This window comes from Pantoea agglomerans NBRC 102470 (genome assembly GCF_001598475.1).
In the GTDB taxonomy this organism is placed as follows: domain Bacteria; phylum Pseudomonadota; class Gammaproteobacteria; order Enterobacterales; family Enterobacteriaceae; genus Pantoea; species Pantoea agglomerans.
Map to the genome: position 1 here is coordinate 725,235 of NZ_BCZA01000001.1, position 13,035 is coordinate 738,269.

At 55.7% G+C, this 13,035-nt stretch carries 11 protein-coding genes; 7 read left to right on the plus strand and 4 right to left on the minus strand.

Translation table 11 applies throughout. The features are described from left to right. The first annotated feature begins 8 nt into the window (after positions 1-8). Positions 9-929, plus strand: a complete 921-nt coding sequence (locus tag PAG01S_RS03435; RefSeq protein ID WP_010670205.1) for a LysR substrate-binding domain-containing protein — start codon at positions 9-11, stop codon at positions 927-929. On the opposite strand, the gene smrA is transcribed toward PAG01S_RS03435, so the two are convergent. After that, entirely contained in the window at positions 926-1,492 is a 567-nt protein-coding gene (smrA, locus tag PAG01S_RS03440; protein ID WP_062757701.1) for a DNA endonuclease SmrA, read from the minus strand. The genes PAG01S_RS03435 and smrA overlap by 4 nt on opposite strands. Before the next feature lie 317 nt (positions 1,493-1,809). Here smrA and fnr point away from each other — a divergent pair, with 317 nt between their 5' ends. Together fnr and uspE are read left to right on the plus strand one after the other, a co-directional pair. Then, positions 1,810-2,544 (plus strand): fumarate/nitrate reduction transcriptional regulator Fnr, encoded by a 735-nt coding sequence (gene fnr / locus PAG01S_RS03445; protein WP_062757703.1) that lies wholly within the window; start codon positions 1,810-1,812, stop codon positions 2,542-2,544. A gap of 135 nt (positions 2,545-2,679) precedes the next feature. Further along, on the plus strand, positions 2,680-3,636 hold the full coding sequence (gene uspE, locus PAG01S_RS03450; protein WP_010244683.1) for a universal stress protein UspE: 957 nt from the start codon (positions 2,680-2,682) through the stop codon (positions 3,634-3,636). A gap of 626 nt (positions 3,637-4,262) precedes the next feature. On the opposite strand, the gene pntB is transcribed toward uspE, so the two are convergent. Beyond that, entirely contained in the window at positions 4,263-5,651 is a 1,389-nt protein-coding gene (gene pntB, locus PAG01S_RS03465) for a Re/Si-specific NAD(P)(+) transhydrogenase subunit beta (protein ID WP_010670206.1), read from the minus strand. 3 nt (positions 5,652-5,654) lie between these two features. After that, positions 5,655-7,187, minus strand: a complete 1,533-nt coding sequence (gene pntA / locus PAG01S_RS03470) for a Re/Si-specific NAD(P)(+) transhydrogenase subunit alpha (RefSeq protein WP_062757705.1) — start codon at positions 7,185-7,187, stop codon at positions 5,655-5,657. A gap of 540 nt (positions 7,188-7,727) precedes the next feature. On the opposite strand from pntA, the gene ydgH reads away from it, so the two are divergent. After that, on the plus strand, positions 7,728-8,681 hold the full coding sequence (gene ydgH / locus PAG01S_RS03475) for a DUF1471 family protein YdgH (RefSeq protein ID WP_010244673.1): 954 nt from the start codon (positions 7,728-7,730) through the stop codon (positions 8,679-8,681). A 206-nt stretch (positions 8,682-8,887) separates the two neighbouring features. After that, positions 8,888-10,279 (plus strand): basic amino acid/polyamine antiporter, encoded by a 1,392-nt coding sequence (locus tag PAG01S_RS03480; protein ID WP_010244671.1) that lies wholly within the window; start codon positions 8,888-8,890, stop codon positions 10,277-10,279. Positions 10,280-10,406: 127 nt separating this feature from the next. Here the strand turns inward: PAG01S_RS03480 and PAG01S_RS03485 are convergent, their stop codons facing one another. Continuing rightward, on the minus strand, positions 10,407-10,820 hold the full coding sequence (locus PAG01S_RS03485; protein ID WP_010244668.1) for a hypothetical protein: 414 nt from the start codon (positions 10,818-10,820) through the stop codon (positions 10,407-10,409). Between the two features lie 178 nt (positions 10,821-10,998). Here PAG01S_RS03485 and rstA point away from each other — a divergent pair, with 178 nt between their 5' ends. Together rstA and rstB are read left to right on the plus strand one after the other, a co-directional pair. After that, positions 10,999-11,724: a two-component system response regulator RstA gene (rstA, locus tag PAG01S_RS03490; RefSeq protein WP_010244666.1), complete on the plus strand. Its 726-nt coding sequence runs from the start codon at positions 10,999-11,001 to the stop codon at positions 11,722-11,724. Next, positions 11,721-13,022 (plus strand): two-component system sensor histidine kinase RstB, encoded by a 1,302-nt coding sequence (rstB, locus tag PAG01S_RS03495; protein ID WP_010244663.1) that lies wholly within the window; start codon positions 11,721-11,723, stop codon positions 13,020-13,022. The genes rstA and rstB overlap by 4 nt, the downstream gene beginning before the upstream one ends. Positions 13,023-13,035: the final 13 nt, after the last annotated feature.

Below are 13,035 nucleotides of genomic sequence, written 5' to 3' on the forward strand. Positions count from 1 at the left end.
TTTAGGATATGGAAAAAAATATCCTTTTCAATCAGCGCATTCGCTTGCGCCATCTACATACCTTTGTTGCGGTTGCGCAGCAAGGCACACTGGGCCGGGCGGCAGAGACGCTTAGCCTCAGCCAGCCTGCCCTCTCCAAGACCCTGAATGAGCTGGAGGAGCTGACTGGCGTTCGTCTGTTTGAACGTGGCCGGCTTGGCGCGCAGCTGACCACCATGGGAGAGCAGTTTTTGACCCATGCGGTACGGGTACTCGACGCGCTGAACCATGCCGGACAGAGTTTTAATGAGCAGCCGGGCGATGCGCCGGTGATTATCCGGCTGGGGGCATTAACCACTGCTGCGATGGGGATGCTGCCACGCATCCTGGATCGTTTTCATCAATTGCAGCCCAACACCACCATTCAGGTAGCGACACTTCACAATAATGTGCTGCTGGCGGGCTTGCGCGGCGGTGAATTCGATATCGGCATTGGCCGGATGGCGGACAGCGCCATGATGACCGGGCTGACCTATGAATTGCTGTTTCTGGAGTCACTCAAGCTGGTGGTCAGGCCGGAACACCCGCTTTTAAGTGACAACGTCACGCTTTCGCGTGCGATGCAGTGGCCGGTAGTGATATCGCCCGAGGGCACCGCTCCGCGCCGGATTGCCCAGCAGATGCTGGATGAACAGGGCTGCACCCTTCCGCCTCACTGCATTGAGACCTCTTCGACTTCACTGGCACGCCAGCTGGCTCTTCGCTACGACTACATCTGGTTCGTCCCTTCCGGGGCGATTAAAGAGGATCTGAGCCACAACGCTGTTTGTGCGCTGCCGATCGCCTCTTCCGGGCCGGGCGAACCGGTGGGCATCATTACCCGCACCGGCGCAGAATTGAGCCTGAGTGCTGAAGTGCTGATGTCCACCATCCGTAAGTTTCACAGTTAGCGGCTGCGTTTCGCATGCCGCTCGCGGTTTTCAAGCCGGGCTTTATCGGTTTTGCGCAATCCGACATAAAGCGCCCCGGCCCCGCCATGCCGGGTCTGGGCCACGCAAAAGGTCTGTACGTCATCAAACTGCTTTAGCCAGCGCGCCAGATAGCTGCGCACGATGTTGGCATGCGATTCATCATCACGACCTTTGCCGTGGATGATCAGCAGATTGCGCAATCCCTGTTTGTGCGCCTGCATCATAAAGTTAAAGAGCGCCTGACGACAGGTTTCGACCGGTTGCCGCAACAGGTTCAGGCTGGCATCCAGCTGATACTCACCTCTGCGCAGTTTATCCAGAATCCCCTGCTGAATGCCGTCGGCTTTGTATTCCAGCGGGGTATTGAGTGAAACGATCTCCAGATCGCCCCGGGTCAGGAAATTCTCCAGCTCAGATTCACCTGGCGGTTTTCGTGGCGCCTTCGTTGAGGGTGCTTTGAGCCACAAGGTTGTGGTGGTGTCTTTTAACGGCGTGACATCGCCCATGGCATCCCGAAAGAGATCATTATCATCAAGGTTCATGGTTTTCTCACACCTGGTTAAAATTGATGGAATGTGCAAATCACGCTTTACCCGTTAGCGTAGCAAAAGCTGGAATCACCGGCCCACCCCACTTTTTCGAAAGTCACTGCCAGTGCAGAAGCGTGTGACAGATCACATAAGCGGAAAGTTTTCTTGACAGTCGGCACTGTCGGGATTCTGAGAAGCCCGTCACATCAGCGTTTGTCGTTGTGTGCTTAGTCCATAATATTTGTAAGTGTAAAACTGCTCGGATGAGTTCCCTTCAGCACAAAAAATGTTAAAATTGACCCCAGTCAATAATCGTCGAGCAAACCATTATGATCCCTGAAAAACGCAGCATTCGTCGTATTCAGTCGGGCGGTTGTGCCATTCACTGCCAGGATTGCAGCATCAGTCAGCTCTGCATCCCCTTTACGCTAAATGAACATGAGCTGGATCAGCTCGACAATATCATTGAGCGTAAAAAACCGATTCAGAAAGGGCAAACGCTTTTCAAAGCAGGCGATGAACTTAAGTCTCTGTATGCGATTCGCTCCGGCACCATTAAAAGCTACACCATCACTGAACAGGGTGATGAGCAAATCACCGGTTTCCATCTGGCGGGCGATTTAGTCGGCTTTGACGCGATTATGGGCTCCAGCCATCCCAGCTTTGCGCAGGCGCTGGAAACGGCAATGGTGTGTGAGATCCCTTTTGAAACGCTTGATGATTTGTCGGGCAAAATGCCGGCCCTGCGTCAGCAGATGATGCGTCTGATGAGCGGTGAAATCAAAGGCGATCAGGACATGATCCTGCTGCTGTCGAAGAAAAATGCTGAAGAGCGCCTGGCGGCGTTTATCTGGAACCTTTCCCGTCGTTTTGGCCAGCGCGGCTTTTCACAGCGCGAATTCCGCCTCACCATGACGCGTGGCGATATCGGTAATTACCTGGGCCTGACGGTTGAAACCATCAGCCGCCTGCTGGGGCGTTTTCAGAAGTCCGGTATGCTGGCGGTGAAAGGCAAATACATCACGATTGAAAACCACGCCCTGCTGGAAGAGCTCGCCGGTTAGAGCCACCAGGCCGCCTGATCCTCAGCCGGATCAATAAATCTTATTTTGTTGATCCGGCAGTAACTTTTTCACTTCTTCCGCTGTGCAACATAGGCTATCTTTATTCCAGTCGCTCTGGTTTAAGGAGAACGCCTCATGTCCCAGTACCAAAATGTTCTGGTCGCCATTGATGCCCAGCAAGACGATCAGCCCGCGCTGCGACGTGCGGTCTATCTGAATCAACGTCTTGGCGGAAGAATTAAAGCCTTCCTGCCTATCTATGACTTCTCATATGAGATGACCACCCTGCTTTCGCCGGATGAGCGCGCGTCGATGCGCCAGGGCGTGATCAGCCAGCGTACCGAATGGATCCGCGAGCAGGCCCGCGCTTATCTTGATGCCGGTGTCGAAATTGACATCAAAGTGATCTGGCACAACCGTCCCTACGAAGCCATTATTCAGGAAGTGCTCGCTCACCAGCATGACCTGGTGCTTAAGATGGCGCATCAGCATGATCGCCTTGAGTCAGTGATTTTCACTCCAACTGACTGGCACCTGCTGCGTAAATGCCCGTGTCCGGTGTGGATGGTCAAAGATCAGCCGTGGCCGGAAGGCGGTAAAGCGATTGTGGCGGTCAATCTTGCCAGCGAAGAGCCGCATCACGATGGCCTGAATCAGAAGCTGATTCGTGAAACGGTGATCCTGGCGGAAAAGGTGAATCAGACCGAAGTGCATCTGGTCGGTGCTTACCCGATTACCCCTATCAATATTGCTATCGAACTGCCCGATTTTGATCCCAGCGTCTACAACGACGCGATCCGTGGTCAGCATCTTGTGGCAATGAAAGCGCTACGGCAGAAGTTCTCGATTGGTGAAGAGTTCACCCATGTGGCTAAAGGCCTGCCGGAAGAGGTCATCCCCGATCTGGCGGCACATCTGGGAGCTGGTGTGGTGGTGCTGGGCACGATTGGACGCACCGGACTGTCGGCGGCATTCCTCGGCAATACGGCGGAACAGGTGATTGATCATCTGCGTTGCGATCTGCTGGCGCTTAAGCCGGACGATTTCAAATCGCCGATTGACCTGGATGATGAAGAGGATGAGGAGGATTAATCCTCCTCAGAAACAGAGAGGGCGGCTGATTAGCCGTAATGCCTGTCACAGTTAAGCGACAGGTGATAACGCAGTCTGGTGCCGCTCAGGGGCTGGCGGTCCTCGCGCCGCTGCGCGGTTCCTTCACTTCATTCCTCTGCCTGACGGACCGCCGGGGATGGCACATCCTGTGCCGCCCCGCCTTTCGCCCGCGTCCTGCGGGCTCTCCTGGCAGACTCATTCTGTTCAGCGCTGCGGATTGCCTGCTCCTGATCGCCACCGGCCTGCACTGAAGCTTCAGTGCCAGCTGTTAAAAAGGGCACGATAGTGAAGGCCTGAGCGCCTCTGCTGATGAAAGGATTATCCGCAGCGCTGAGGCGTGACGGTGGGCCAGAAGTCCACGCCGGGAAGCGTGGACAGTTCGGGGCCGGCCAGGGAGGGCCGATCCCCGAACGGTTCGTCGGCACGACGTCAAAGCCGAAGGTACCGCGTGAGCGGCGCGAGGACGGCCCGGCAGCAGCAGAGGTGCTCTGGCCCGCACTGCGGCTCGCTCGCCCGGAAAAAAAGCTGCCACGTCTGACCGTGACAGCCTTTACAAATCTAATCTTAACTGACCAGCATTAGGCTGATTAGCCGCCCTTTTTTTATTACAGCGCTTTGAGAATCGCTTCCACGCTGGCTTTGGCATCACCAAACAGCATCTGGCTATTCTCTTTGAAGAACAGCGGATTCTGCACCCCGGCATAGCCAGTGTTCATTGAGCGTTTGAACACTATCACGTTGTGCGCCTTCCACACTTCCAGCACCGGCATGCCCGCAATCGGACTGCGGGGATCATCCTGCGCCGCCGGGTTGACCGTGTCGTTAGCGCCAATGACCAGCACCGTGTCGGTGTCACTGAAATCGTCGTTGATCTCATCCATCTCCAGCACCACGTCATAAGGCACTTTCGCCTCTGCCAGCAGCACGTTCATGTGACCCGGCAGACGCCCCGCCACCGGATGGATACCGAAGCGAACTTTGATGCCAAGCGCACGCAGTCGGGCAGTCATTTCCGCGACCGGATACTGCGCCTGCGCTACCGCCATGCCGTAGCCTGGGGTGATAATCACCGAGCTGGAAGCCTTGAGCATCTCAGCGGTCTCTTCAGCCGTAATCTCACGATGCTCGCCCGCTTCCTGACTTTCATCGCCACTGCTGGCTTCAGTACCAAAGCCGCCCGCGATCACGCTGATAAACGAACGGTTCATCGCTTTGCACATGATGTAGGAGAGAATCGCACCGGATGACCCCACCAGCGCACCGGTCACAATCAGCAGATCGTTGCTCAACATGAAACCGGCAGCGGCGGCGGCCCAGCCTGAATAGGAGTTAAGCATCGATACCACGACCGGCATATCCGCGCCGCCAATCGACGCGACCAGATGCCAGCCAAACGCCAGCGCAATGACCGTCATCAGCAAGAGTGCAAACACCTGTACAGCCGTGCTGCTGGTGTTAACAAACCACAACAGCAGCAGGAACGAAACCACCAGCGCCAGCAGATTCAGCTTGTGACGATGCGGTAACGCTAACGGCCGTGAAGAGATTTTGCCGCACAGTTTGCCAAACGCCACCAGCGAGCCGGTGAAGGTGACGGCACCGATAAAGATACCGATAAACACTTCACTGAGATGGATATTCTCCATCACCGCTGGCAGGCCAGGCGCATGGTCGATATAGCTGTTGATGCCCACCAGCACTGCGGCCAGACCAACAAAGCTGTGCAGAATCGCCACCAGCTCTGGCATTTCCGTCATTTCGACTTTCTTCGCCAGACGAATGCCGATAGCGCCGCCGATGACCATCGCCAGCAGGATCCAGACCACATTACCGCTGTCCGGGCCAAATATGGTGGCGATTAGCGCAATCGCCATACCGCTGATACCGAAAATATTACCCCGCTTAGAGGTCTCATGACGCGAAAGACCAGCAAGGCTACAGATGAACAGAATCGCAGCCACAATATAGGCTGCAGTGACTAATCCGCCAGACATGTGTTACCCCTTACGAAACATTTTCAGCATGCGCTGGGTGACGGTGAAGCCACCAAAGATATTGATGCTGGCAATCAGCACGGCAATAAAGGAGATAAAGGTGACCCAGCCACCGTGGCCCATCTGCAAGACCGCACCGATAACAATGATGCCGGAAATGGCATTGGTTACGGACATCAGCGGTGTATGCAGCGCATGACTGACGTTCCAGACCACGTAATACCCCACCACGCAGGCGAGCGCGAACACGGTAAAATGGGAGAGGAAGTCGGCCGGTGCCACGTTTGCCAGGCAGCCAAACAGCACAATAGCCAGGGCGATCAGCAGATATTTACGCCACGGTGAAACGGGCTTCGCCTCAATCTTTTCTGACGGCTTCGCGGCGGCAGCGGCAGCCTGTGGGGCGGCGGAGACCTGAATCGGCGGGGCTGGCCAGGTCACTTCACCATCGCGTACCACGGTGACGCCACGCACCACCACATCTTCGAAATCGACCTGGATTTCGCCATTTTTCTCTTTACACAGCAGCTTGATCAGATTGACCAGATTGGTGCCGTAGAGCTGGGAGGATTGTGTCGCCAGACGGCTGGGCAGATCGGTGTAACCGATGATTTTCACGCCATTCGGCGTGACGGTAACCTGGTCAGCGACGGTCAGCGCGCAGTTGCCGCCGGTCTGCGCCGCCAGATCAACAATGACGCTGCCCGGCTTCATGCTGGCGACCATCTCTTCGGTGATCAGTTTCGGAGCCGGTTTGCCTGGGATCAGCGCCGTGGTGACAATGATGTCCACGTCTCTGGCCTGACTGGCAAACAGCGCCATCTCAGCTTTGATGAAAGCCTCGGACATGACTTTGGCATAGCCGTCGCCGCTGCCCGCTTCCTCTTCAAAGTCGAGCTCGAGGAATTCGGCGCCCATACTCTGCACCTGCTCTTTGACTTCGGGACGGGTATCAAACGCCCGGACAATCGCGCCCAGGCTGCCCGCTGCGCCAATCGCGGCCAGCCCGGCAACGCCGGCTCCAATTACCATCACTTTTGCCGGTGGCACTTTACCGGCTGCCGTGATCTGACCGGTAAAGAAGCGACCAAATTCATGGGCGGCTTCGACAATGGCGCGATAACCGGCAATGTTCGCCATAGAGCTCAGGGCATCCAGCGACTGCGCCCGTGAAATACGCGGCACTGAATCCATTGCCATTACCGTGACCTGACGTGCGGCCAGCTTTGACAACAGATCGGGATTCTGTGCGGGCCAGATAAAACTGACCAGCGTGCTGCCCGCACGCGTCAGCGCAATCTCTTCGTCATCCGGCGCATTCACCTTCAGCACGATATCGGACTGCCAGACCTGCTCTCTGTCGCTGAGTGTGGCACCGGCTGCGATATAGCTTTCATCATCGAAGCTGGCGCGTTTACCGGCGTCATGCTCAAGGGTGACGCTGAAACCCAGCTTGATGAGTTGTTCCACGGTCTTAGGCGTGGCGGCCACGCGCGACTCGTTTGGCAACCTTTCCTTGGGTATTCCAATTAACATAGTGTTTCCTTTCATCGGTTAAAGGATGATGGCCCGAACCTGCACCACGAGAGCGCGACTGAAACGCGATTTCAGCCGCTTTTGGACGAAACGCAGGTATTTCAAAGTGTTTATAACCTACTGAAAATGTGACGAGCGATCTACAGCGCCTACGCAGAGTGATGACATTCACCCAATTATGCAGTGTTCTGTTAAGAAACCTGCGTTATCCCACTGCAAAATAGTCTCACAGGCAGATAATCTGCCAGAAACAATTGTACCAGGACGAATTAATCAACAACAAAAACCTTTATTTAACAATGCATTAACTATTTTAGCGCTAACAGTTACCGCTTTTAGTGGTAACTGTCACTAAAACTGGCCATAACTGCGTTTGATGACAAACAAATGAAAAAATCATGGTTGAATAACGCGATCTGACACAAAAAATCGCTGCGACAGTCTGTTTATAACATGCAATAATCAGCGGCTATTCTGTTATACATCAAGAGTCCAGCACGTTTTCGTACTCATTTTTGCGTAAGGCGAAGGATTATTTTTATGAAGCTGAAGAACACTATTCTGGCGACTACTCTGTTGTCCCTGCTGGCAGCCAACGCATTCGCTGCGCAGGAACTTACGCCAGAAAAAGCGGCCGCGTTGAAGCCATTCGAACGTATTAATATCACCGGCCGTTTCAACGCAATTGGCGACGCTGCCGATGCGGTATCTAAGCGTGCAGATCAGATGGGCGCTGCCTCTTATTACATTCAGGCGATCAACGACAGCAACGGCAACAGCGGTAACTGGCGCGTTACGGCTGACCTCTATAAAGCCGATGCCCCGGCAGCCACAGAGTCAACGACCTACCGTCGTTTCAACGGCGTAAACGAACTGCCAAAAGCAGAAGCGTATAAACTCGAACCCTTCGATACCGTTTCGGTCAGCGGCTTCTTTGCCAGCCAGCCGGATGTAAACGACGCAATTTCGAAAGCCGCAAAACAGAAAGGCGCAGCCTCCTTCTTTATCGTTCGCCAGATCGATGCCAACAGCGGCGGCAATCAGTATGTCACCGCCTATGTCTATAAAGCGGATGCTAAAGAGCGCGCGGTGCAGACACCAAATGCGATTCCTGCCGATTCAGAAGCGGGTAAAGCCGCACTGGCAACCGGTGGCGCTGCGGCGGCTAACGTAGAGATTCCAGGCGTGGCCTCGTCTGAAACGCCAAGCAACAAAGTGGGCCGTTTCTTCGAAACCCAAAGCTCTACCGGCAAGCGCTATACCGTTAATCTGCCAAACGGCAAATCGGTGCAGGAAGTGAATGCCATTACTGCTGCTCAGATGCAGCCGTTCGATACCGTAACCTTCACCGGTCACTTCGGTACGCCAACTGAGATTTCAGAAGAAGTGGCGAAGCGTGCGGCGGACAAAGGTGCCAAGTTCTACCACGTTACCCGCCAGTGGCAGAACCAGAGTGGCGGTAACCTGACCGTCACGGCTGACCTGTTTAAGTAATCCTCCTCAGGGCGGCGCCTGCCGCCCTGCTGTTTGCATAATTCCTGCGCTGTTTTGCATAGTCACGCATTGCCATCCCCTGCCACACTCCGTAAAATCCTCCGCCTGTTTTACCGGATATTGTCCCTGTATTGTGCCTTTGGTGTGACATAACCCAGCGACAGAATCCGATTTACCCAGCCATATATGCTAGCGGGAAGGTTGTTTTGGAGAAAAAATTAGGTCTCGGTGCGCTGACGGCGCTGGTGCTCAGCTCAATGCTGGGCGCAGGCGTGTTCAGTCTTCCGCAAAATATGGCTGCAGTGGCCGGTCCGGCGGCGCTGCTGCTGGGCTGGCTGATTACCGGCGTCGGCATCATCTTTCTGTCGCTGGCGATGCTGCTGCTGACCCGCCTTAAACCCGAGCTGGATGGTGGCATCTTTACCTATGCCCGTGCCGGTTTCGGCGAGCTGATGGGCTTCTGCTCCGCGTGGGGCTACTGGCTGTGCGCCGTGATCGCCAACGTCTCCTATCTGGTGATTGTCTTCTCTGCCCTGAGCTTCTTCACCGATACGCCGGACCGGATTATCTTTGGCGATGGCAACACCTGGCAGGCGATGCTGGGTGCCTCCGTGCTGTTGTGGCTGGTTCACTGGCTGGTGCTGCGCGGCGTTCAGACCGCTGCCAGCATTAATCTGATGGCGACGCTCGGCAAGCTGGTGCCGCTGCTGCTGTTTATTGTGCTGGCGGTGATGGCGTTCAACTATGATCGCTTCCGCTTTGACTTTTCCGGCATCACGCTGGGGCAACCGCTATGGGAGCAGGTCAAGCAGACCATGCTGATTACCCTGTGGGTCTTTATTGGCGTCGAGGGGGCGGTGGTGGTCTCTGCACGCGCGCGCCAGAAAAAGGATGTGGGCCGGGCTACACTATTCGCCGTGCTGGCAGCGTTGCTGGTCTATCTGCTGGTGACACTGCTGTCGCTTGGCGTGGTTCCACGTGCTGAACTGGCTCAGATGCGTAACCCCTCCATGGCGGGATTGATGACCCGACTGATGGGCAACTGGGGCGATGCGGTGATTGCGGTGGGTCTGGTTATCTCGGTGTGCGGTGCCTATCTGAGCTGGACGATTATGGCCGCTGAAGTGCCGCTGATTGCCGCGCAACAGGGTGCATTTCCACGCAGTATCGCCCGACAAAACCGCCATAACGCGCCAGCCGCCTCACTGTGGCTGACCAACGGCAGTATTCAGCTCTGCCTGATCCTGATTGCCCTGACAGGTGCGAACTACAACAACCTGCTGACCATCGCCTCTGAGATGATTCTGGTGCCCTATCTGCTGGTGGGGTTGTATCTGATCAAAGTGGTACGCGGACAGCATAAGCCGCTGGCGATGGCGACCGGTATCGGTGCCAGCCTGTATGGCATCTGGCTGCTTTACGCCTCGGGGCCATTGCACCTGATGATGTCAGTGGTGCTCTATACACCGGGCCTGCTGCTGTTTCTGTTTGCACGACGCGGTGGCCGCGCAGAGTTTGCGCTGACCTCGCTGGAGCGGATTGCAATGGGATTGCTGATTGCCGCGACGCTGCCCGCCGTGTGGCAGCTGACAACTTAACGCCTGGCCCGGCAGGCGTAATGGTTGCAGGCAGTGCGAACCCGGCCAGCGCGGAGCAACCAGGCGTACAGATAGTACGTGAGGATGGTGAGCACTGCCCAGGTTCAGAGCCTGATGGGAGAGGCTCTCAGTGCGACTGCACAGGTATTGAGACACACAGCAGGTCATCCTGCTGTGTCAGATTCAGCGGCCTGGAATATTCATGATGGATCGCGTCCAGCTGCTCCGCCGAAAGCGGATAAGGAAGCTGAATATCGAAGCGACTAATCTGCTGTTGTTCCGCAAGGGTAATCAGGCGCGCGATATTAATTTCGTCGCTGACCTGAGTAGAAATGATTTGTAATGCTAATTCTTTTAACGGGTCGTCACTGCCCTGTAAGCGGTGTGCCGATTTACGTGTCACCATGCCAAATATCGGCATCACACCATAAATAGCATCGACGAAGCTCCAGCGCTTTTTGCAGGAAGCGGAGAGAAAGTCACTGTAATTGAAGCAGATGCGGTCGGGGTATATGGCTGATGCCAGCTCTTTATCAGACACACTAACGCTCCTCATGGTAATCATCAATATCCCAAACCTGGCGCAAAAAGGCCGCGCTAATGATTGCACATTTTGCCGGTTATATACCAGCAAGCCACGGATATTTCGTGCGGTAACGTAGAGCTCAGGACCAGGAAAAGATATGCTTCCGTCCATCCCTGTTTCTGCTTTGTGAACTATGAACAAAATTGTTTATGTAGAAGATGAACCCGAAGTGGGCTCTCTGATTGCGGCCTATCTGGGTCGTCATGATATTGAGGTGATTGTCGAGATGCGCGGCGACCGTGCTGAAGCGGTCATTGCCGAACAGCAGCCCGATCTGGTGATGCTGGATATCATGTTGCCAGGCAAAGATGGCATGACTATCTGCCGTGACCTGCGGGCCAACTGGCAGGGGCCGATCGTGCTGCTCACCTCACTGGACAGCGACATGAACCATATTCTGGCCCTGGAGATGGGTGCGCAGGATTACATTCTGAAAACCACGCCGCCGGCGGTACTGCTAGCCCGCCTGCGCCTTCATCTGCGTCAGTCGCAGCAGGGACAGCCGGACGATGCGCCCAGCGCACCCGCCGCCAACCGTATGCTGCGTTTTGGCTCGCTGACCATCGATGCGCTGAACCGCCAGGTCACGCTGTTTGACGAGCAGATCGCCCTTTCCACTGCGGATTTCGATCTGCTGTGGGTACTCGCCAGCCATGCAGGCCAGACGCTTAACCGTGATGCGCTGCTGAAAACGTTGCGCGGGGTCAGCTATGACGGCCTTGACCGCAGCATCGACGTGGCCATCTCCCGGTTGCGCAAAAAGCTGCACGACAGCGCCACCGAGCCGTTCCGCATTAAAACCATTCGTAACAAAGGCTATCTGTTTGCGCCCCAGGCCTGGGATACCCGCGGACTATGAGAAAGCTTTTTATTCAGTTTTATCTGCTGCTGTTTGTCTGCTTTCTGGTGATGGCGCTGCTGGTGGGGCTGGTCTACAAGTTCACCGCTGAACGCGCGGGCCGCCAGTCGATGAATGACCTGATGGCCAGTTCGCTCTACCTGATCCGCAGCGAACTGCGCGAGATCCCCCCGCGTGACTGGAATAAAACCATCAAGAGTCTCGATCTCGGCCTGTCGTTCGATCTGCACATCGAGCCGATGAACAAATATCAGCTTGATGAAGGCAACATGCGTCGGTTGCGCGCCGGAGAGATCGTGGCGCTCGACGATCAATACACCTTTTTGCAGCACATTCCGCGCAGCCACTACGTGTTGTCAGTCGGGCCGATTCCCTATCTCTTCTATCTGCATCAGATGCGACTGCTGGATATTGCCCTGCTGATCTTTATAGGTATGTCACTGGCGCTGCCGGTATTTATCTGGCTGCGCCCCCACTGGCAGGAGATGCAGCGACTGGAAAAAGCGGCACAGCGCTTTGGCCGTGGCGAGCTGGACGTGCGCACCCATTTCGACAGCACCTCCAGCCTGTTCCGGCTCGGCATCGCCTTTAACCAGATGGCTGAGAACATCAATACGCTGGTTGCCAGTAAGAAGCAGCTAATAGACGGTATTGCGCATGAGCTGCGCACACCGCTGGTGCGCCTGCGTTACCGGCTGGAGATGAGCGACAACCTCACGGATGGCGAACGGGTGGCGCTGAATCGCGACATCGGCCAGCTCGAAAGCCTGATTGAGGAGCTCCTGACCTATGCACGTCTTGACCGGCCGCGCGTCGATCTCAATCTGAAAACACTGGATTTGGCCAACTGGCTGCGCGAGCGGCTTGACGATTTCCGCACCATTAATCCCGACGTGCGGCTCGACCTTGAGCTGCCGCAGCGTGAAAACATCGGCATTTCTGATACCCGCCTGATGGAGCGGGTACTGGATAACCTGGTGAACAATGCGCTGCGTTATGCGCAACAGCGGCTGCGCGTCAGTTTGTGGTTCGACGGTCCGATAGGGTGTCTGCAGGTGGAAGATGACGGTCCCGGCATTCCGCCTGAAGAGCGTGAACGGGTTTTCGAACCCTTTGTCCGGCTGGACCCCAGCCGCGATCGCGCTACAGGCGGCTGCGGACTGGGACTTGCGATTGTGCACTCTATTGCCCAGGCGCTGAGCGGCAATGTGACGATTGAATCCAGTCCGCTGGGCGGCGCCAGCGTTCGCTTTTGCTGGCCGGTTGATCTAACCTTGCGGGAAATTCCGCTGCGTTAAAAACCACAAGGAG